At 61.3% G+C, this 20050-nt stretch carries 15 protein-coding genes and 1 pseudogene; 13 read left to right on the top strand and 3 right to left on the bottom strand.

Features of this window, described 5'->3' with window-relative positions:
• The first annotated feature begins 212 nt into the window (after positions 1 to 212).
• The 3 genes from BN1079_RS07040 to ccoM all read left to right on the top strand — a co-directional run bounded on the left by BN1079_RS07040 (position 213) and on the right by ccoM (position 1007).
• Positions 213 to 509, top strand: a complete 297-nt coding sequence (locus BN1079_RS07040; RefSeq protein ID WP_037023260.1) for a hypothetical protein — start codon at positions 213 to 215, stop codon at positions 507 to 509.
• Between the two features lie 46 nt (positions 510 to 555).
• The gene (locus BN1079_RS17710) at positions 556 to 720 is read left to right on the top strand and encodes a hypothetical protein (RefSeq protein ID WP_171819291.1); all 165 of its coding nucleotides are present in this window, start codon (positions 556 to 558) and stop codon (positions 718 to 720) included.
• A 176-nt stretch (positions 721 to 896) separates the two neighbouring features.
• Positions 897 to 1007 (top strand): cytochrome c oxidase subunit CcoM, encoded by a 111-nt coding sequence (gene ccoM, locus BN1079_RS17905; protein ID WP_037023259.1) that lies wholly within the window; start codon positions 897 to 899, stop codon positions 1005 to 1007.
• A gap of 164 nt (positions 1008 to 1171) precedes the next feature.
• Here the strand turns inward: ccoM and BN1079_RS07030 are convergent, their stop codons facing one another.
• Both BN1079_RS07030 and gstA read right to left on the bottom strand, forming a co-directional pair.
• Positions 1172 to 1642 carry a MaoC family dehydratase gene (locus BN1079_RS07030; protein WP_037023258.1) on the bottom strand — a complete coding sequence of 157 codons (471 nt, stop codon included), beginning with the start codon at positions 1640 to 1642 and terminating at the stop codon, positions 1172 to 1174.
• Positions 1643 to 1896: 254 nt separating this feature from the next.
• Positions 1897 to 2511, bottom strand: a complete 615-nt coding sequence (gstA, locus tag BN1079_RS07025) for a glutathione transferase GstA (RefSeq protein ID WP_037023257.1) — start codon at positions 2509 to 2511, stop codon at positions 1897 to 1899.
• A 230-nt stretch (positions 2512 to 2741) separates the two neighbouring features.
• Between gstA and fadD2 the strand changes: the two genes are divergently transcribed.
• The 7 genes and pseudogenes from fadD2 (at position 2742) to BN1079_RS06995 (ending at position 16359) form a co-directional block, all read left to right on the top strand.
• Positions 2742 to 4430, top strand: a complete 1689-nt coding sequence (gene fadD2, locus BN1079_RS07020) for a long-chain-fatty-acid--CoA ligase FadD2 (protein WP_037023256.1) — start codon at positions 2742 to 2744, stop codon at positions 4428 to 4430.
• A gap of 215 nt (positions 4431 to 4645) precedes the next feature.
• Positions 4646 to 6337, top strand: coding sequence for a long-chain-fatty-acid--CoA ligase FadD1 (gene fadD1, locus BN1079_RS07015; protein WP_037023255.1), 1692 nt, complete (start codon positions 4646 to 4648; stop codon positions 6335 to 6337).
• A gap of 250 nt (positions 6338 to 6587) precedes the next feature.
• Positions 6588 to 7415: pseudogene (locus tag BN1079_RS17960) on the top strand (cache domain-containing protein); the annotation flags it as partial.
• A gap of 102 nt (positions 7416 to 7517) precedes the next feature.
• Positions 7518 to 8273: a methyl-accepting chemotaxis protein gene (locus BN1079_RS17955; RefSeq protein WP_408581879.1), complete on the top strand. Its 756-nt coding sequence runs from the start codon at positions 7518 to 7520 to the stop codon at positions 8271 to 8273.
• Positions 8274 to 8432: 159 nt separating this feature from the next.
• Positions 8433 to 12533: an ATP-dependent RNA helicase HrpA gene (hrpA, locus tag BN1079_RS07005; protein WP_037023253.1), complete on the top strand. Its 4101-nt coding sequence runs from the start codon at positions 8433 to 8435 to the stop codon at positions 12531 to 12533.
• A gap of 537 nt (positions 12534 to 13070) precedes the next feature.
• The gene (gene rarD / locus BN1079_RS07000) at positions 13071 to 13961 is read left to right on the top strand and encodes an EamA family transporter RarD (RefSeq protein WP_037023252.1); all 891 of its coding nucleotides are present in this window, start codon (positions 13071 to 13073) and stop codon (positions 13959 to 13961) included.
• 355 nt (positions 13962 to 14316) lie between these two features.
• The gene (locus tag BN1079_RS06995) at positions 14317 to 16359 is read left to right on the top strand and encodes a putative bifunctional diguanylate cyclase/phosphodiesterase (protein ID WP_052114448.1); all 2043 of its coding nucleotides are present in this window, start codon (positions 14317 to 14319) and stop codon (positions 16357 to 16359) included.
• A 102-nt stretch (positions 16360 to 16461) separates the two neighbouring features.
• On the opposite strand, the gene BN1079_RS06990 is transcribed toward BN1079_RS06995, so the two are convergent.
• Positions 16462 to 17328: a LysR family transcriptional regulator gene (locus BN1079_RS06990; RefSeq protein ID WP_037023251.1), complete on the bottom strand. Its 867-nt coding sequence runs from the start codon at positions 17326 to 17328 to the stop codon at positions 16462 to 16464.
• Positions 17329 to 17455: 127 nt separating this feature from the next.
• Here BN1079_RS06990 and BN1079_RS06985 point away from each other — a divergent pair, with 127 nt between their 5' ends.
• From BN1079_RS06985 to catA, 3 genes are read left to right on the top strand one after another with little or no spacing between them, the layout of a single operon-like run.
• Entirely contained in the window at positions 17456 to 18577 is a 1122-nt protein-coding gene (locus BN1079_RS06985; RefSeq protein ID WP_037023250.1) for a muconate cycloisomerase family protein, read from the top strand.
• Positions 18578 to 18604: 27 nt separating this feature from the next.
• The gene (gene catC / locus BN1079_RS06980) at positions 18605 to 18895 is read left to right on the top strand and encodes a muconolactone Delta-isomerase (protein WP_037023249.1); all 291 of its coding nucleotides are present in this window, start codon (positions 18605 to 18607) and stop codon (positions 18893 to 18895) included.
• A 39-nt stretch (positions 18896 to 18934) separates the two neighbouring features.
• Entirely contained in the window at positions 18935 to 19870 is a 936-nt protein-coding gene (gene catA / locus BN1079_RS06975) for a catechol 1,2-dioxygenase (RefSeq protein WP_037023248.1), read from the top strand.
• Positions 19871 to 20050: the final 180 nt, after the last annotated feature.

Raw genomic sequence — 20050 nt, 5'->3', positions numbered from 1 at the left:
AAGCGCGCTATGGTAACGGAACAAGGTCGTCAGAGCGACGACAGATGCCCACAGAATCAAGGTAATGGCCCGTTTTAGTATTCGCAGCGGCGATGAAAACGGAAACGGCCCCAAAGCCAGTGTAGTCCCGCGGTTAAAGTCGTTGCCGGCTCGGCCGATCAACCGGTGCAGGCTATAGTCAGTAGGTCGGTCATGTCGCAAGGAGAGCGAAGATGCTGCCAGTCATCCCCGTCGGGGTCGTTCAGGTAAACGCCCAGCAGGACGTGGTCAAGCCGCGTCCCGATATCGTGCCTGTCGCGCCGGTAGAGCCGAGCGCCAAGGAAAGCGCTGTGGAGCTGGAGCGCAGGCAGCGCGAGGAAGCCGAGCAAATGCAGCGCGACAAGCAACGTCGGCGTCAGCGTCGTGGCTATACCGCAGAGGAACTGGCCGAAGGCGAAACTGCCGAAGAGGATCAGCAGGCGCTCGATGAACTGCCACGCCAGGGACTCTGGGTGGATGTGCAGGTCTGAAGCAGTATCATTGAAGGCACCTGGTAGCCGGAACGCGAGTCATCCCATGAGCAGTGAAGTGAAACTGATCGACTTCAGCGCAGAGCGTGAAAAGCGTATTCACGACATCAAGGACAAGCGCCTTGACCAGATGCGCCAGGCTTTCGAGCAGGCGTTGCCGCTGAGCAAGCCGAAGAAGAAGGCCAAGGGCAAGTCGAAGAAGCGCCCCTAGAGCATCATCCCCTCGCGACATCCCCTCGCCGATACCCCTGTTTTCTTGATCCAGGTCAGCTTGCGCAGCCCCCGTGCGCTCAGGGCTCGCGGCTATTGATATCGGTCAATTTTTTATTCGGTCAGCAAGGTACCTTGAAGCCATCAGACAGTACGACGGTTTGGAGGAAGGTAATCATGTTCGTCGATAATGTGGTGCTCGCTGGGGTTGTCACAGTCGGCCTGATGGTCGTCTTCCTTGGGGGCTTCGGATATTTCATCTGGCGGGATGCGCAAAAGAAGCGGTAATCCGGCTGGAGCAACAGAGCACGCAAGGCATTTGGGCGACTTAGGTCGCCCTTTTTTTTGCTCTTTTTCTGACCTGTGCGAAGCCTGCGGCATCGCGCGATAGACAGGGCTGTCAGAAAGCCCCCGCGGTTGAAGCGGCTTCAACCGCGATTGCGAGGCGCCGATCAGCCGAAGTTGATTGGCGGCAGTTCCTTCAATTCAACGCTTTGCGCGCGACGCGGCGCCAGGACCTCGGCCACGCCTTCGACCACCTGCTCGTCATTCTGATTGAACACGTTGGTGGCAATACGCACGCGATTCTTCGGCAGCTTTTCCAGGATTTCCAGGCGCACCGTGAGGGTGTCGCCGAGTTTTACCGGGCGGGTAAAATTCATGGTTTGGCCCAAGTAGATGGTGCCCGGCCCCGGCAGGGTGCAGGCGACCGCGGCGCTGATCAGCGCACCGCTGAACATGCCGTGGGCGATGCGCTCCTTGAACGGCGTTGCGGCGGCGTACTCGGCATCGAGATGCACCGGATTGCGGTCGCCCGACATGGCTGCGAACAGCTGGATATCCCGCTCCTCCACGGATTTTTCGAAGCTGGCTGTCTGGCCAACTTCCAGATCGGAGTAGGGCGTGTTGTTGATGGTGGTCATCAAGTTTCCTCAGATGTAGGGCGGTCGCTGGCGGCGGTTGCCCGCCGGTCCCGTAAGCCTGCGCGTGGCGTCGATGCGACCGCGGCACAAACTTGGCGGCGCATTCTATCAGGCCGTCGAAAAACTACCTGCGTTGCTAAGGCTGCATTCTCTACGACTTGCTAGAGGCCGGCTGCGATCTTGTCGCCAAACCGGCCCTGCAAATCCGCACCCGGGCTATCGGCAGCCGTGAGGCTGAGGCGGTTGCCGGGATGTCAGATCAGCCCTTCAGCCTGCATGGCTGCCCGAACCGCAGGTCGCTCGGCCACGCGTGCGGCGTAGGCCTGCAGTGGCGCCAGCCCCGATAGGTCTACACCCGCGCGAGGCGCCCAGGTAGTGGTGACAAACAGGTAGGCGTCGGCCACGGTGAAGTCATCGCCCGTTAGGTAGCGACGCCCATCAAGCTGGCTTGAAACCCAGCTGTACTTGCGCTCCAGCGTTGCGATGAATGCGGCCCGGGCCTTGTCATCCATTGCCTGGCTGAGCAGCGGGTTGAACAGCGGCACGAATGACTTGTGCAGTTCGGCGGAAGCGTAGTTCTGCCATTCCAGTACCCGGTAACGGGGCAGGCCCGTGGCGGGTAACAGATCTTCGCGCCCGGCTGTTTCCGCAATGTACTGCGCGATCACCGCGCCCTCGGATATCCGTGTGCCGTCCGCAAGCTCTAGTAGCGGTACGGCGCCTTTGCCATTGATGCCGTAGTAATCCCCGCCATCCTCCGTCTGATGCGTCATCAGGTCGACCTTGACCAGGCTGTAAGGCTGTTCGGTTTCGCAGAGCAGGATGTGCGGGGCCAGCGAGCAGGCGCCAGGCTTGTAGTACAGCTTCATGGGTATTCCTCGTCGATGGGGATGGTGACTCTATTACCTGGCACCAGGCGGATGAAGATTCGAATCTGCAGTTCAGCTTTCAATATTACGTATAGCTGAGGGAGCGGGAGGCAGCGTCAGGCTTGTTGAAAGATTCACGGCAGTGATTTGCCTACCGCGAGCCTGTCATGCCGTACCGCTTAGCTGCTAAGTTCGGTGTCGTCCACTTCAGGTAAAAGAGGCCAATAACAATGCAACCTGACTTCTGGAATGACAAACGCCCTGCTGGCGTGCCCAACGAGGTAGATATGGGCGGCTTTCGCTCAGTGGTGGAAGTGTTTGAGCGCTCCTGCAAGACCCACGCAAACCGCCCGGCGTTCAGCAATATGGGGGTGACGCTGACCTACGCCGAGCTGGATAGCTACTCCGCAGCCTTCGCCGCCTGGTTGCAGCAGCATACGGATCTGCAACCCGGTGATCGCATCGCTGTGCAAATGCCCAACCTGCTGCAGTATCCCATTGCGGTTTTCGGCGCCATGCGCGCGGGGTTGGTGGTGGTCAATACCAACCCGCTGTATACCGCCCGCGAGATGCGGCACCAGTTCAAGGATTCCGGTGTGCGCGGGCTCATTTACCTCAATACCTTCGGCAGGTTGGTGCAGGAGGTGCTGGCGGATACCGATATCGAGTATCTGATCGAGGCGCGTATCGGTGACATGCTGCCGGCGCTCAAGGGCGTGCTGGTCAACGCCGCCGTCAAGCACCTGAAGAAAATGGTGCCCGAATACAGCCTGCCGCAGGCTGTATCGTTCAAGCAGGCATTGCGCGAATGCGCGGGACAAAGCCCGGCTCCGGTTGCCCTCAGCCTGGAAGATATCGCCGTGCTGCAATATACCGGCGGGACTACCGGTGCGGCCAAGGGCGCCATGCTTACCCATGGCAATCTGGTGGGCAACATGCAGCAGGTGCATGCCGTCATGCAGCAACTGGACGAGCATGGCCAGGCCATCGTCAAGGATGGTGAGGAGATCATGATCGCGCCGCTGCCGCTCTATCATATCTACGCCTTCACGGTTAACTGCATGTGCATGATGGTGACGGGCAATCACAATGTGCTCATCACCAATCCGCGTGATATCGATGGTTTCGTCAAGGAGCTGCAGCGCTGGCAGTTCACCGCCTTTCTCGGCCTCAATACCTTGTTCGTGGCGCTGATGGCCCACCGCGATTTCAACAAGCTCGACTTCTCCCGGCTGAAGACCACCAACTCCGGTGGGACTGCTCTGGTCTCCGCTGTGGCCGAGCGCTGGCAGCGCATCACCGGGTGTCAGGTGCTCGAGGGTTATGGTTTGACCGAAACCTCGCCCGTGGCCTGTGCCAACCCCTATGGCGGCATGGCGCGCCTCGGGACTGTCGGTCTGCCGGTACCGGGTACGCTGCTCAAGGTGATCGATGACGATGGCCAGGAGCTGCCCCTTGGCGCCCGGGGCGAGCTCTGCATCAAGGGGCCCCAGGTCATGAAGGGCTACTGGCAGCGCCCGGAAGCCACTGCAGAAGTTCTCGATAGCGAAGGCTGGCTGAAGACCGGGGATATCGCGGTAATCGACGAGGATGGCTTCGTGCGTATTGTCGACCGCAAGAAGGATCTAATCATCGTCTCCGGCTTCAACGTCTACCCCAACGAGGTCGAGGATGTCGTCATGGCGCATGCCAAGGTCTCTGCCTGCGCGGCAATTGGAGTGCCGGACGAGAAAACCGGGGAGGCGGTCCGGCTGTTTGTGGTGCCCAGCGACAGCAGCCTGACCGTGGAGGAATTGCAGGCCTACTGCCGGGAAAATCTCACCAGCTACAAGGTGCCGAAACAGGTGGTTTTCCGTGACTCACTGCCGATGACCCCGGTGGGGAAGATCCTTCGTCGGGAGCTGCGAGACCAGGTTTGAAGACCTTTTACATGAGTGCCGGCCACCCGGAAAATGGGTGACCGGCTTCCTTTTAATGGTCACTTTATGTCGTTTTTCTCTGTTCCGGACGCTGTTCGGCCAGTTTTAAAGCTGCTAACCTCGCCCGACTTTTTGCCCGTTTTACCGGCGCAAAATTAACAAATCACAACAAAATTGCTGCCACGCGCAGAAAGCAGTCGCTTAGGAGTGGGGTCATGACCGATAACTTCTGGAAGGATAAATATCCTGTCGGAGTCGAAAGCGAAATCAATTCCGGCGAATACCAGAACATCCAGGCTGTGCTCAAACAGTCCTGCGAGCGCTTCGCTGAGAAACCGGCCTTCAGCAACCTCGGCAAGACCCTCACCTATGGTGAGTTGTATCGGTTGTCCGGCGAGTTCGCCGCCTACCTTCAGCAACATACCGATCTGCAGCCTGGCGATCGTATCGCCGTTCAGCTGCCCAACCTGCTGCAATACCCCGTCGTCGTATTCGGCGCCATGCGTGCAGGCCTGGTCGTGGTCAATACCAACCCGCTGTATACCGCGCGGGAGATGGAGCACCAGTTCAACGACTCCGGGGCCAAGGCGCTGATCTGCCTGGCCAATATGGCGCATCTGGCTGAAAGCATCCTGCCGAAAACCGGGGTCAGGCACGTCATCGTCACCGAAGTCGGCGACATGCTGGCGCCGCTCAAGCGCATGCTGGTCAATGCGGTGATCAAGCATGTGAAAAAGATGGTGCCGGCCTACAACCTGCCCAAAGCGGTCAAGCTCAACGACGCATTGGCGCTCGGGCGCGGCAAGACTCCGCAGGAAGCCAATCCGCACAATGACGATATCGCCGTTCTGCAATACACCGGCGGCACCACCGGCGTGGCCAAGGGCGCGATGCTGACACACCGCAACATCGTCGCGAACATGCTGCAGTGCCAGGCTTTGATGGCTGCCAACCTGAACGAGGGTAGCGAGATCCTTATCGCGCCGCTGCCGCTGTATCACATCTACGCCTTCACCTTTCATTGCATGGCGATGATGCTGATCGGTAACCACAACATTTTGATCACCAACCCGCGCGACTTGCCGGCAATGATCAAGGACCTCTCGAAGTACCGCTTCACCGGTTTCGTGGGCCTCAATACGCTGTTTGTGGCGCTGTGCAATAACCAGGACTTCCAGAAGCTGGATTTCTCCGGGCTCAAAGTCACTCTCTCGGGCGGCATGGCACTGCAACTGGCGACTGCCGAGCGCTGGAAGCAGGTCACCGGCTGCGCCATCTGCGAAGGTTACGGCCTGACCGAGACCAGCCCGGTAGCCTCGGTCAACCCGATCAAGAACATTCAGATCGGGACCATCGGCATTCCGGTGCCGTCGACCCGCTTCAAGGTCATCAGCGATGACGGTCAGGAGCTGCCGCAGGGTGAGATTGGCGAGTTGTGCATCCAAGGTCCGCAGGTGATGAAGGGCTACTGGCAGCGCCCTGAAGACACTGCCGAAGTGCTTGATGCCGACGGTTGGTTCAAGACCGGCGATATTGGCCTGATTCAGGAAGACGGCTATATCCGCATCGTCGACCGCAAGAAAGACATGATTCTGGTGTCCGGTTTCAACGTCTACCCGAACGAGCTGGAAGATGTGCTGGCAACGCTGCCAGGTGTTCTGCAATGCGCAGCCATCGGCGTGCCGGACGAGAAGTCGGGTGAAGCAATCAAGGTGTTTATCGTGGTCAAGCCGGGTGAAAGCCTGACCAAGGAGCAAGTCATGCAGCACATGCACGACAACCTGACCGGTTACAAGCGACCCAAGCTCGTCGAGTTCCGCGACAGCCTGCCCACCACCAACGTCGGCAAGATCCTGCGTCGCGAACTGCGTGATCAGGAACTGAAAAAGCTGGCCGCAGCCAGCTGATCTGTCCGGCTGAATACAAGGCCCCGCTTATGCGGGGCTTTTTATTGGCCGAACATTGCATTACTGGCTGAGCATTGCCGCAGCACCCCTCGAAACATCTCTGCGAGCGCCATTACAGGCAAGCAAACCGGTGGTCATTTTTTGCTTGGCCGGGGTAAATAAGCGCAGCCGCTTGCCGAAAACTTAAGCAGTCCCTCTTCGCCGTCGCTTTAACGGTGGCAGTGGCCCTAAATGTCAGGAATACAAGAAAATGCTGCTTAATCTGCGCCTACGTACAAAACTCTTTCTGCTGGCCCTTGGGCCGATCCTGTTGCTGGCGGTTCTGCTCAGTGGCATAACGGTCATGCGCCTGCAGCATCTGGCTGCGGAACAGGAAACCCAGACCCGGGAAAGCCTGATTCGAGATCGACAGGCTGAGCTCAAGCATTACGTGGACATCGGCTACAACGCCATCAAGCCGATCTACGAGGCCTCCGCCTCGATGGACTTTGCCGCCCGTGACGAGGCTGTCGCCCTGCTGCAGGAGTTGAACTACGGCAAGGAAGGCTACTTCTTTGGCTATGACACCAAGACGGTACGCCTTTTCCAGGGCAACACCGGTGATCGCATCGGCGAAAGCTTCTACGACTTCAAGGACGCCGAGGGCCGCTACCCCATTCGCGATCTGGCGCGTGCGGCCATGGACGGTAGCCACTACGTTCACTACAGCTTCGTGCTAGGCGCCGAAAAGACCATCGTGCCCAAGGTGGGTTATGCACTGCACCTGCCCAAGTGGGACATGTTCTTCGGCACCGCGCTGAACCTCGACGGCGTCGAGCGCGACGTGCAGGCCGCGCGCGCTGAATTTCAGGAGCGCATCGACGCCCTGGTCATGATCATGCTCGGCTCTGCCATCGCGCTGCTGGTACTGATGGGCGTGCTGGCGATGATGGTGGGTAATGCACTGTTGCGTCCGCTGATGCTGATCAAGACCAACCTGGACGACATGGCCCAGGGTGATGGCGACCTGACCCATCGTCTGCCGCTGTACGGCAACGACGAGCTGACCGATCTGGCCCGTTCCTTCAACCGTTTCGTTGAGAAGATTCACTCGCTGGTGCAGCAGGTGGCAGGTACCACCAGCCAGCTCGGCGGTCTGGTCAGCGCGGTCGCCAGCCAGGCGCAGCGCTCGGAGCAGGCCATGGCCGGCCAGCGCAGCGAAACCGACCAGGTGGCCACCGCCATCAACGAAATGTCCGCCGCTGCCGGTGAAGTGGCCATGAGCGCACAGCGGGCGGCCGAAGCGGCGCGCGAGACCGATCAGCAGGGCCAGCAGGCCAAGCAGGTGGTTGACCAGAGCGTCCGTCAGATCCACGAACTGGTGGGCGAACTGCGTGGTAGCAGCGAATCGCTGGAAGGCTTGCAGCAGGACGTGAAGGGTATCGTCGGCGTACTGGACGTGATCCGCGCCATTGCCGAGCAGACCAACCTGCTGGCGCTCAACGCTGCCATCGAAGCTGCTCGGGCAGGCGAGGCAGGACGTGGCTTTGCCGTGGTGGCCGACGAGGTCCGTGCATTGGCCAGCCGCACCCAGCAGAGCACCGGCGAGATCCAGGGCATGATCGACCGGCTGCAAGGCGCCACTTCCAACACCGTGGCGACAATGCTGCGGGCCGGCGAGAAAGGCGAGAGCACTCAGCAGCAGGCCAACCAGGCCGGCGAATCGCTGGATGCCATCGCCGCCCTGATCGGCACCATCAACTCGATGAACGCGCAGATTGCCAGCGCTGCCGAAGAGCAGACTGCTGTGGCCGAAGAGATTAACCGCAGCGTGCACCAGATCGCCGACGGGGTGGATGTTGTCGCCCGAGATGCGGAGCAGGGTGCGCAGACCGCACGTGACCTCAACGCGCTCACCGAGCGCCTGCAGGGTCTGGTCGGCCAGTTCCGCGTCTGATGCAAACCGCAGCGGCGCCGTCCGCTGCGTGATTCTCCGCTGCTACAGGCCAGGTCTTTAGCGCCTGGCTTGTAGTACCGCCGCCAATCTCACGCTGTCTGCGTTGGCCGGGCAAATCTGCGACAATCGCGCCCTTCACGAATTGCCCCACGGCTGTCCATGACCGACGCAACGCCCGCCTTCGACACCCTGTTCAAAAATCTCGATCAGGCCTTCAACGCCGACCGCCACCGGCTGCGCCGTCAGCTGCATGAGCTGAGAAAGAAGCCGGACGAGGCCAAGCTGGCGCAGTGGCTCGAGCGCTTCCAGGCCTCGGCGGCCAAAGTCGAGGCGCGCCGGCAGAATGTGCCCGCCATCCGTTACGACGATGCCTTGCCGATTGCCGCCAAGCGTGACGAGATCAAGGCGGCGCTGGAAAAGCACCAGGTGCTGGTGATCGCCGGCGAAACCGGCTCGGGCAAGACCACCCAGTTGCCGAAGATCTGCCTGGAAATCGGCCGCGGCGTGCATGGGTTGATCGGTCATACGCAGCCGCGCCGCCTGGCCGCACGCAGCGTCGCCACACGGGTGGCCGAGGAAATCGGTACGCCGTTGGGCGAGCTGGTGGGCTATCAGGTGCGCTTCGAGGATCAGAGCACCGACCGCACCCTGATCAAGCTGATGACCGACGGCATTTTGCTGGCGGAAACCCAGCACGACCGCTTTCTGGAAAAGTACGACACCATCATCGTCGACGAGGCCCATGAGCGCTCGCTGAACATCGACTTCCTGCTGGGTTTCCTCAAGACCCTGCTGCCGCGCCGGCCGGATCTCAAGGTGATCATCACCTCGGCGACCATCGATCTGGAGCGCTTTTCCAAACACTTTAATGGGGCCGGCCTTCCGGATGCGCCCATCATCGAAGTTTCTGGCCGCACCTATCCGGTGGAGACCTGGTACCGCCCGCTGGCCGCCGAGACCGACGAGGACGGCAACCGCGTCGAGGACGACCTGACCGTGGATCAAGGCATCCTAGCCGCGCTGGACGAGATCGAGGCGCACGAGAAATCCGTCGGCAAGCGCCCCGGTGACGTGCTGGTGTTCCTGCCCGGCGAGCGCGAGATTCGCGATGCCGCCGAGATGCTGCGCAAGGCCAATCTGCGCCTGACCGAGGTGCTGCCGCTGTACGCGCGCCTGACGCCCGCCGAGCAGCAAAAGATCTTTCGCCCGGCAGCCGGCCGCAAGATCGTGCTGGCCACCAACGTTGCGGAAACCTCGCTGACCGTGCCGGGCATTCGCTACGTGATCGACTCCGGCACCGCGCGCATCAGCCGCTACAGCTACCGCGCCAAGGTCCAGCGCCTGCCCATCGAGGCGATTTCCCAGGCCAGTGCCAACCAGCGCAAGGGCCGCTGCGGGCGGGTCGAGCCGGGCATCTGCATCCGCCTCTACAGCGAAGAAGATTTCCTCTCCCGGCCCGAATTCACCGATCCGGAGATCCTGCGCACCAACCTCGCCGCGGTGATCCTGCAGATGCTGCACCTGCGTCTGGGCGACATTCAGGATTTCCCCTTTATCGAGCCGCCGGATGGCAAGGCTATCAGCGACGGCTTCAACCTGTTGCAGGAGCTGTCGGCGGTCAACCGCGAGAACCAGTTGACGCCGCTCGGCCGCCAGCTGGCGCGCCTGCCGATCGATCCAAGATTGGGCCGCATGCTGCTAGAAGCGGCGCAGCAAGGCAGCCTGGCGGAAGTGCTGATCGTCGCCAGTGCGCTCTCGGTGCAGGACGTGCGCGAGCGCCCGGCCGATCGCCAGCAGCAGGCCGACCAGGCCCACGCGCAGTGGAAGGACCCCGATTCGGACTTCGCCGCGCTGATCAACCTCTGGCGCGGCTTCGAGGAAAAGCGTCAGGAGCTGGGTTCGAACGCCCTGCGCAGCTGGTGCCGGAAGAACTTTCTCAACTACCTGCGCCTGCGCGAGTGGAGGGATGCCCACCGGCAGCTGCTGCTGATCGCGCGTGAGCTTCAGCTGGGTGCACACAAAAAGGTGGATGGCTCCGGCCATCCACCCTACGAAAAACGTGGCGCCCGTAGGGTGGAAGACGGCGAAGCCTCTTCCACGCGTCCATCCAAGGCCGCCTCCCAGCCAGCCCCGACGAAGGACACCAAGGTCAACGTCATCCTCCGGCAACAGGCCGAGGCCAGCGAAGCCGCGCAGAAGGCCAAGGGCTATGCCGCGGTGCACAAGGCGATCCTTTCCGGTTTGCTCAGCCAGATCGGCCACAAGACCGAGGAGGGTGACTTCCTCGGTGCTCGTCAGCGGCGCTTCTGGGTGCATCCTTCCAGCGTCATCGGCCGCAAGAAGCCCAACTGGCTGATGGCCGCCGAACTGGTGGAGACCACCAAGCTCTTTGCGCGCATGGTCGCCAAGATCGAGCCGGACTGGATCGAGCCTTTGGCCGGCCATCTGATCAAGAAGAACCACTTCGAACCGCACTGGGAGAAGAAGCGCGGGCAGGTGGTGGCCTATGAACAGGTCACGCTCTACGGACTGATGGTGGTGGGCAAGCGCCCGGTGCATTACGGCCCCATCGACCCGTCGGCGGCGCGCGAGCTGTTTATCCGAGAAGGTCTGGTGCGAGGCGAAATCACCAGCCGCGCCCGTGCACTCTCGGCCAACCGCCAACTCTTGGAACGCATGGATGAGCTGGAAGCCAAGGCGCGCCGTCGGGACATTCTCGCCGATGAGGAAACCCTCTACGGCTATTACGAGGCGCGCCTACCGGCGGATATCTACCAGACCGCCAGCTTCGAGAACTGGTACAAGCGCGAGAGCGCCAAGAACGCGCAGCTGCTGATCATGCGTGAGGAGGATGTACTGGCCCGCGAGGCCAGCGAAGTCACCGCTGCGCAGTACCCGGACAGCCTGCGCATCGGCGAGCTGCAACTGCCGCTAGACTACCACTTCGAGCCCAACCACCCGCGCGATGGCGTCACCCTGCGCGTGCCGGCGCCCTTGCTGCCGCAGCTGCGCGCCGAGCGGCTCGACTGGCTGGTGCCGGGTCTGATCGAAGCTAAGGCCGTGGCGCTGGTGCGCAACCTGCCCAAGGCGATTCGCAAGAATTTCGTCCCGGTGCCTGATTTCGTTGGCGCCGCGCTGGCCAAGATCAGCTTCGGCGAAGGCTCCCTGCCGGAAGCCTTGGGACGCGAGCTGCTGCGCATGACCGGCGCCCGCGTACCGGAGGAGGCCTGGCGCGATGCCGCGGCCGGGTTGGACAGCCATCTCAAGATGAACATCGAAGTGGTGGATGCCCGCGGCAAGTTCCTCGGCGAGGGCCGCGACCTGGCCGAACTGACAGCACGCTTCAACGAGGCCAGCCAGGCCGCACTGGCGCCGCCCCAGCAGAAGGCCGAACAGAAACCGGTCGAGGCCAAGGGCTTTGCCCAAGTGGCGGAGAAGGCCCAGGCGAAGATGGCCGGGCTGTCCATGACGGTGTATCCGGCGTTGGTGGAAGAGGGCGGTGTGGTCAAGGAGGGGCGCTTCCCGACCCAGGCCGAAGCCGACTACCAGCATCGCCGCGCCCTGCAGCGGCTGCTCTTGCAGCAATTGGCCGAGCCGGCGAAATACCTGCGCAACAAACTGCCGGGCCTGACCGAACTGGGGCTGCTCTATCGCGACCTGGGCAAGGTCGATGCGCTGGTAGAGGACATCCTGCTGGCGAGCCTGGACAGTTGCATCCTCGACGGCGAAGCCCCATTGCCGCGCGACGGAGCCGCCCTGGCTTCGCTGGCGGAAAGGAAGCGCGGCGACTGGGCCGCCCATGCCGAGCGCCTTGCGCGGCTGACGCTGGAGATCCTCAAGCATTGGCACGGCATGCAGAAGCGCTTCAAAGGCAAGATCGACCTGGCCCAGGCAGTGGCGCTCAACGACATCAAGGCGCAGCTGGCGGGGCTCGTCTATCCCGGTTTCGTGCGTGAAACGCCGGCCGAGTGGCTGAAGGAGTACCCGCGCTACCTGAAAGCCGTCGAACAGCGCTTCGAGAAGATCGGCGCGCAGCTGCAACGCGATCGCGTCTGGTCAGGCGAGCTGGCCGGCTACTGGGAGCAGTACCAGGCACGCCTGAAGAAGCACCAGCAGGAGGGCAAGCGCGATCCGGAGCTGACGCTCTACCGCTGGATGCTGGAGGAATACCGCGTCTCGCTCTGGGCGCAGCAACTCGGAACGAAAATGCCAGTGTCGGACAAACGCCTGAACAAGCAGTGGAGTCAGGTCGAGGCTTGATCGGAGTGTCCAGCCGCCGCTGTGCGCGCGGTGACGCTTTTGCAGAAAGCCGAGCGTGATGGCATATCAGGTCGCATTGAACTATTAGCTAGCCCACTGCCGTCTTGCTAATCCGCGCTTCTGATCGCGAGGGGTAGGGAGGCATGACCTTTCAGCTTACACTGACGGGGCGGTACACCCAGGGCTGTTCAGCTAGGCCTTCCAGCTGCGGGCGAGCCGATACTGTCCATGGAACTATGTGACACGCTGCTGGACCGCCTCGCCTACGCTCAGAGGTGGGTAGCCGCCGAAATCGCTAGCGCTTGTATTGCCATCGAACAGGCCCAGAGTATTCGGCTACCAGGGTGTCTGGCACGCGCGTTGAGATGGTCCAAAACAGCGCATGTTGGCCTGGACCCTCGAAGCGACTTGGTCGATCATTGGCAGCATCGCCACGCTGGTCCGATTCACAGCCTCTCCTCAGCAGGGGCGATCGAAGGTCCGACCAGATAGCCTGCCCATCGTCTGTTCCTCAATGTCCACCCCCCTGGAGCCTTTATGCAAAGCCGGAACAGTCTGCCGGGCGTAGCCAGTTCGCTCGCGGCGTCGGTACTGTTCGCCACGCTGTACTACTACACCACGCTGCTCGAACCGCTGTCCGGCCAGCAGATCTATGGCTGGCGCATCCTGTTGACTGCACCTTGCCTGGCGGTGCTGTTGCTCGGGTTCGGCCGTTGGGGCGAGGTTCGCCAGATTCTCTCCCGGTTGAGCACAGAGCCGTGGCTGTGGTTGGCGCTGCCGGTGTCTTCGGCGCTGGTAGGGCTGCAGCTCTGGTTGTTCATGTGGGCGCCGATCAATGGCCATGGGCTGAATGTCTCGCTTGGTTACTTTCTGCTGCCGCTGACCCTCGTGTTCACGGGGTGGCTGGTGTTCGGCGAGGCTATCAGCCGTCTGCAGCGGCTGGCCTGCGTACTGGCGGCAGTGGGCGTGGCCAACGAGGTGCTGCTGGCCGCGTCACTTTCCTGGCCGGTACTGGCGGTCGCACTTGGCTATCCTTGCTATTTCGTTCTGCGTCGCCGAATGCAGACTGCGAGCCTCGGCGGTCTGTGGCTGGACCTGGTCATCAGCCTGCCGGTGGCTGCGACCTTCGCCCTGACCGATGGCGCCACACTGCAGCACGTTATTGATAGCCTTCGACTGCAGCTGCTGATTTTCGGGCTCGGTGCCTTTAGCGCCTTGGCGCTGGCACTGATGATCATCGCCACGCGCCTGAATCTCGCCCTCTTCGGCTTGCTCAGCTACGTGGAGCCGGTGTTACTGGTAGTCGTGTCGCTGATCCTTGGCGAAAGCATCGCACCCGAGCAGTGGCTGACTTACGGCGCGATCTGGCTGGCGATTCTGGTGCTGGTGTTCGAAGGTATGAACGCGCTACGCAGGGGACGGGGATAATCAGCGGAGCCTGCTACCGTTTTGCTGGATACGGATTTGCTCCGGTTCAGTGCGGTCGGCTCACCGCCTGGATACTTCGGCAGCTTTCTTTTTCTTTCTTCAGTGCAGGCCAGCGCTTGATTACAAAGGAAATTCCTTAGTCAGCGTTCACTGGTGAAACCGTGTCACAAACTGTAAGACATAACCGCTCGTCGCCAGCATTTACTCGTCGCTGCCTGGCAGCCCGCGCCGTAAAGCGTAATAGCTACGTGCTATCATCGCATTGCAATTTTTAATTTATCTCGGGCCTGAGCAAACCGCTAGTATCCCGGCGCTATTGTCTGCAGTAGCCTCCGCGCGGGGCCTAGAAGAAAACATGTATCGGATTTTCAGCTGCATCACTGAACTGCACCACCCCGGGTTCGTGATCATGGCTGCGTTGTTGTGCGTCGTGGGGGCGGCCATTACTCTGCGGTTGTATCGCCGCGCCCGCGAAACCCAAGGCATTCAGCAGGTGGGGTGGTGTGTGCTTGCCGCCGGCACCGCGGGTTCGACGATCTGGTCGACGCACTTCATTGCCATGCTTGGCTATCGTCCGAGTGTTCCCATCGAACTCGACCCCGGGTTGACCTCGTTATCGTTGCTGGTGGCCATGGTTGGGGCATCGGCAGGTTTGATGCTGGCAATCTTGCCGCGTTGGCGGCTGGCGCCAGCCATTGGCGGTGCGGTGTGCGGACTGGGTATTTCAGCGATGCACTATCTTGGCATGCTGGCGTACCGCGTGCAGGGGCTGGTGAGCTGGGATCATGGCTACATTTTCGCATCGATCCTGCTCGCGGCTGGCCTCAGCGCGTTCGCTTTCCAGCTGGCCCATAAGAGCAGGCCTAAGTGGTATCGCCACCCGGCCCTGTTTCTTTCTCTGGCTATCGTCTCGCTGCACTTCACCGGTATGGCTGGCTTCGGTGTCTCGCCGGTGTTGCTGGAGCATGCCGTAACCAATCCTCCGGTGCTACAGGCTTTGGCCTTTGCTGTGGGTGGAGTGACGCTGCTTATCTTTGGCGCTGGCGTAGCCAGCTACCTGATTGATGACAGCGTCCGGCTGGAGTCGCTCACACGCTTCAAATACCTGGCCATGTATGACGGGCTCACCGGCCTACCCAACCGCGAGAGCTTCAGTCGCAATCTGGAGCTGGCCCTAAGCCAGGCGCGGAAAAGCGGAGAACAGGTGGGCTTGCTGTTCATCGACCTGGACGGCTTCAAGGCAGTCAACGATCTGCATGGGCACGCGGCTGGCGACCAGGTGCTGCAGCAACTTGGCCAGCGTTTCAGTGCCCTGAGTGATGAGCGTGTCTATCCGGTGCGCCTCTCCGGTGACGAATTTGCGGTGGTGTTGCGCCTGCAGAGCAAGGCTGCGCTAGAGGCGTTCGTCGAGCAGTTGCAGGCGTCGATTGGCGAGCCAATGGAAACCTCGTTCGGGCTGTTCAACCTGGGTGCAAGCATCGGTGGCGCCATTTACCCACAGGATGCGAACTCGAAGGAAAGCCTGCTCAGCAACGCTGATCTGGCCATGTATCGGGCCAAAAGCGAGCTCAGCCGCCAGGTGTGTTTCTATGAGCCTGAGATGGATGAGCGAATTCGTCTACGCAAGTCGCTTGCGAACGACTTGCGTATTGCCATCGAGGAGAACCAGCTGCAAGTGCACTACCAATTGCAGACTGACCTAGCCAGCGGGGGTGTCCGCGGCTATGAGGCTCTGCTGCGCTGGAAGCACTCGACGCGCGGCGACATCTCTCCCGTTGAGTTCATTCCGCTTGCCGAACGTGATACGACCATTCTCGCCTTGGGCGAATGGGTGCTGCGCAGGGCCTGCCAGGATGCCGCATCCTGGACGCAGCCCTTAAGTGTCGCGGTCAATGTATCGCCCATGCAGTTCATTCATGACGACCTTGCGAGCCTGGTGCAGCGGGTCCTGGATGACACCGGTTTGCCGCCGGAGCGTCTGGAGCTGGAACTGACCGAGTCGAGCATTTTCGCCGACCGTGACAAGGCCTTGGCGATGCTGACCCGCATCAAGGAGATGGGCGTCAGCATCGCCCTGGATGACTTCGGTACCGGTTATTCATCGCTGGATATCCTTCGCGCCTTCCCGTTCGACAAGATCAAGACCGACCGCTCCTTTATGCCGACCATCGAGGAAAACCCTCAAGCTCAGGCGATCATTTCCGCCGTGTTGGCGCTGGGGCGCAGCCTGAATATCCCGGTCCTGGCAGAAGGTATCGAAACGCCCGGTCAGCTCGAACTGTTGCGCAACATGGGCTGTGCAGCGGTTCAGGGCTTTTATCTTGGTCGGCCCAAGCCGATGTCGGCGCTAGTCGAGGCGGGGCAGCTCTCATTGTTGGGCGCGATGCAGCCGGCTTGAAGCACGGCGTCGGCTGGGTGCGCCGACGCGCTCTTTTGGGGTTGAAGGGCCACGACAACCTGCCGTGCTGGGACAAATATTCTGTAGAGGCCGCTTGTCTATCTAGGCCTCGTCCAGAAATTTCCGGCAGCGCGTGACCAATGCGCTGACATCGCCGGCGCGGCGGCTGAAAATCATCGGGCTGCAGGCGCGGGTATCCAGCAAGCGCACGTATTCGATATCGGTGCGGTGCTGCTGCTGTACCGATGCCGGTACCAGGGTGACACCCACTCCGGCAGCCACCAGACCGATAGCGGTCTGCAGTTCGTTGGCCCACTGGCTGACTTTCAGGCTCATGCCATGGTGGGCGAACAGGCCCAGAACGTGGTCGGCATAGCTGGGCCGGGGCTGAGCGGGATAGAGCACGAATTCCTCTGTTCCCAATTGCTCAAGCCTTACAGGTTGACCAACGAGGGCGTGACCTTTAGGAAGCACGGCCACCAGCGGGTCCTGGCTCAGCACTTCCTGCTCGATGGCCGGGTCGTCGATGCGTATGCGGCCGAAGCCGATGTCAATGCGACCATTCTTCAGCGCCTCCACCTGTTCCAGAGTGGTCATCTCGCTAAGGATCAGTTCCAAGCTACGGTCCTGGCGCAATTCTCGGATCAGCAAGGGCAGGCTGGTGTAGAGCGTCGAGGGTGCAAAACCGATTCCCAGGCAGTACTTCTGGCTCTGGCCGATGCGCCTTGTGCTGTCGATGGTCGCTTCCAGTTGATGCAGCTGGCTGCAGATCTGCTTGTAGAAGAAACTTCCGGCCTCGGTGAGGCGGATGGGACGTTCGCGCACCACCAATGGCGTACCCAGTTCTTCTTCCAGCTGGCTGATCTGCCGACTCAGCGGAGGCTGGGCGATGTGCAGGATCTCCGCCGCTCGGGTGAAATTCAGCGTCTCGGCCAGGACCTTGAAATAGCGAAGGTGGCGCAGCTCCATCATACCTCCTGGGTATCGTGGGACATTTCTTTGATATTGGACGCCTGCAGGGGCTTGCGCAATGCTTGCCCATACGCCGCCCTGCGTTGGCTCGCAACGCAGGTGTCTGAAGTCAAAGGAATCGCATATGACTCAAGCACTGATTGAACGTGTCCAGGCTGTCATCGTCGATCTGCCGACCATCCGCCCGCACAAGCTGGCCATGCATACCATGCAGCGCCAGACCCTGGTGATACTGCGGATCACCTGCAGCGATGGTGTCGAAGGTATCGGCGAGGCGACCACCATCGGTGGCCTGGCCTACGGCAACGAAAGCCCGGAAAGCATGAAGACCAACATCGATATTCATCTGGCGCCAGCGCTGGTGGGTATGGATGCCGGCAACATCAATGCCGCCATGCTCAAGCTCGACAAGATCGCCAAGGGCAATACCTTCGCCAAGTCCGGCATCGAAAGCGCGTTGCTCGACGCCCAGGGCAAGCGCCTCGGATTGCCGGTTTCCGAACTCCTCGGTGGCCGGGTGCGCGATAGCCTGGAGGTGGCCTGGACCCTGGCCAGCGGCAATACCGCCCAGGACATTGCCGAAGCCGAGCAGATGTTGGAGATCCGTCGCCACCGCGTGTTCAAGCTGAAGATCGGTGCCAACCCGCTGGAACAGGACCTCAGGCACGTAATCGCCATCAAGCGCGCGCTGGGCGACCGTGCCAGCGTTCGGGTCGACGTCAACCAGTATTGGGACGAGTCCCAGGCGCTTTATGCCTGCCGGGTGCTGGGTGAAAACGGTGTCGATCTGATCGAGCAGCCGATTGCCCGCACCAACCGAGGTGGCCAGGTGCGGCTGAACCAGCGCAGTCCGGCGCCGATCATGGCCGACGAGTCCATCGAAAGCGTCGAGGATGCTTTCAGCCTCGCCGCAGACGGTGCGGCCAGCATCTTTGCGCTGAAGATCGCCAAGAACGGTGGGCCGCGGGCCGTGCTGCGTACCGCTCATATCGCTCAGGCCGCCGGTATCGCCCTGTATGGCGGCACCATGCTCGAGGGCTCGGTGGGCACACTTGCCTCGGCCCACGCCTTCCTCACCCTCAACCAGCTCACCTGGGGCACCGAGTTGTTCGGGCCGCTGCTGCTGACCGAGGAGATCGTTACCCAAGCGCCTGAGTACCGGGATTTCCAGTTGCATGTGCCGCGCACGCCGGGGCTGGGTCTGCGCCTGGATGAGCAGCAATTGGCGCGTTTCGCTCGCCGCTAAAAGCAATTTTCAGAGTAAGGAGAGACCATGCTTTTCCACGTGAAAATGACCGTCAACCTGCCGGTCGACATGAACCCGGAAAAGGCCGCGCAGCTGAAGGCCGACGAGAAGGCTTTGGCCCAGCGCCTGCAGCGCGAGGGCGTGTGGCGTCACCTGTGGCGCATTGCCGGCCACTACGCCAACTACAGCGTATTCGACGTGCCCAGTATGGAAGCACTGCATGACACGCTGATGCAGCTGCCGCTGTTCCCTTACATGGACATCGAGATCGACGGGCTATGCCGCCATCCTTCCTCGATCCATGACGATGATCGCTAAGGCCTGAAACCCTATAAGAACAAGATTCGAGGATCGAAAATGACTGTAAGAATCTCCCACACTGCCGAAGTCACCGCGTTTTTCGAGCAGGCCGCCGGCCTGGGCCAGGAGCAGGGCAACCCGCGCGTCAAGCAGATCGTCCTGCGCCTTGTGCAGGATCTCGCGCGTATTGTCGAAGACCTGGAAATCACCGAAAGCGAATTCTGGAAGTCAGTTGACTACCTCAACCGCCTGGGTGCGCGCGGTGAAGCAGGCCTGCTGGCCGCAGGCCTTGGCATCGAGCATTTCCTCGATCTGCTGCAGGATGCCAAGGATGCGCAACAGGGCCTGGTCGGTGGCACGCCGCGTACAATCGAGGGGCCGTTGTACGTTGCCGGTGCGCCTATGGCCGAAGGCGAAGTGCGCATGGATGACGGTACCGATCCGGGTACCGTGATGTTTCTCCAGGGCCGGGTGCTCGACGAGCAGGGCAAGCCGCTGGCGGGCGCCATAGTCGACCTGTGGCATGCCAATACCAAGGGCAATTACTCCTACTTCGACAGCAGCCAGTCCGAGTACAACCTGCGCCGGCGCATCGTTACCGACGCTGAAGGCTGCTATCGCGCACGTACCATCGTGCCCTCGGGCTACGGTTGCGATCCGCAAGGTCCGACCCAGGAATGCCTGGATTTGCTCGGCCGCCATGGCCAGCGTCCGGCCCATGTGCACTTTTTCATCTCGGCACCTGGCTATCGTCATCTGACCACCCAGATCAACTTCGAGGGTGACAAGTACCTGTGGGACGACTTTGCCTACGCCACCCGTGATGGGCTGATTGGACAGCTGCGCATCATCGAGGATGCGGAAGCCGCACGCAGCCGTGGAGTTGCCAGTGACCGATTCGCTGTCATGGATTTCGACTTTCAGCTGCAGCCTGCTGCTTGCGCCCAGGCCGAGGTTCGCAGCGAGCGTCCGCGCGCGTTGCAGGGCGCCTGAGAGGCCGAATCCTGACAACTAAACTAGCGTGGTTGGTGATGGCACACCCTCAAAGGGGTGTGCCATTTTTTTGCGTAGCCGAAAACTGGTCGATCCACACCGTGCAGCTGACGGGGTAGGTCAGAGCCGGGTCGTGCTGTGCCGGGGCGTGGCTGCACCACCCCGATGCTTGATGAAGCT

It is taken from the genome of Pseudomonas saudiphocaensis (genome assembly GCF_000756775.1).
Taxonomy (GTDB): Bacteria; Pseudomonadota; Gammaproteobacteria; order Pseudomonadales; family Pseudomonadaceae; genus Stutzerimonas; species Stutzerimonas saudiphocaensis.
Note: the sequence above shows the minus strand (reverse complement) of the source record. Positions and strands in the feature narration are given on the sequence as shown.

What these genes read in the sequence shown, in the direction of transcription:
- BN1079_RS07040 (WP_037023260.1), top strand. Translation starts at nt 213, where the DNA reads ATGCTGCCAGTCATCCCCGTCGGGGTCGTTCAGGTAAACGCCCAGCAG.
- BN1079_RS17710 (WP_171819291.1), top strand. Translation starts at nt 556, where the DNA reads ATGAGCAGTGAAGTGAAACTGATCGACTTCAGCGCAGAGCGTGAAAAG.
- ccoM (WP_037023259.1), top strand. Translation starts at nt 897, where the DNA reads ATGTTCGTCGATAATGTGGTGCTCGCTGGGGTTGTCACAGTCGGCCTG.
- BN1079_RS07030 (WP_037023258.1), bottom strand. Translation starts at nt 1,642, where the DNA reads ATGACCACCATCAACAACACGCCCTACTCCGATCTGGAAGTTGGCCAG.
- gstA (WP_037023257.1), bottom strand. Translation starts at nt 2,511, where the DNA reads ATGAAGCTGTACTACAAGCCTGGCGCCTGCTCGCTGGCCCCGCACATC.
- fadD2 (WP_037023256.1), top strand. Translation starts at nt 2,742, where the DNA reads ATGCAACCTGACTTCTGGAATGACAAACGCCCTGCTGGCGTGCCCAAC.
- fadD1 (WP_037023255.1), top strand. Translation starts at nt 4,646, where the DNA reads ATGACCGATAACTTCTGGAAGGATAAATATCCTGTCGGAGTCGAAAGC.
- BN1079_RS17955 (WP_408581879.1), top strand. Translation starts at nt 7,518, where the DNA reads ATGGCCGGCCAGCGCAGCGAAACCGACCAGGTGGCCACCGCCATCAAC.
- hrpA (WP_037023253.1), top strand. Translation starts at nt 8,433, where the DNA reads ATGACCGACGCAACGCCCGCCTTCGACACCCTGTTCAAAAATCTCGAT.
- rarD (WP_037023252.1), top strand. Translation starts at nt 13,071, where the DNA reads ATGCAAAGCCGGAACAGTCTGCCGGGCGTAGCCAGTTCGCTCGCGGCG.
- BN1079_RS06995 (WP_052114448.1), top strand. Translation starts at nt 14,317, where the DNA reads ATGTATCGGATTTTCAGCTGCATCACTGAACTGCACCACCCCGGGTTC.
- BN1079_RS06990 (WP_037023251.1), bottom strand. Translation starts at nt 17,328, where the DNA reads ATGGAGCTGCGCCACCTTCGCTATTTCAAGGTCCTGGCCGAGACGCTG.
- BN1079_RS06985 (WP_037023250.1), top strand. Translation starts at nt 17,456, where the DNA reads ATGACTCAAGCACTGATTGAACGTGTCCAGGCTGTCATCGTCGATCTG.
- catC (WP_037023249.1), top strand. Translation starts at nt 18,605, where the DNA reads ATGCTTTTCCACGTGAAAATGACCGTCAACCTGCCGGTCGACATGAAC.
- catA (WP_037023248.1), top strand. Translation starts at nt 18,935, where the DNA reads ATGACTGTAAGAATCTCCCACACTGCCGAAGTCACCGCGTTTTTCGAG.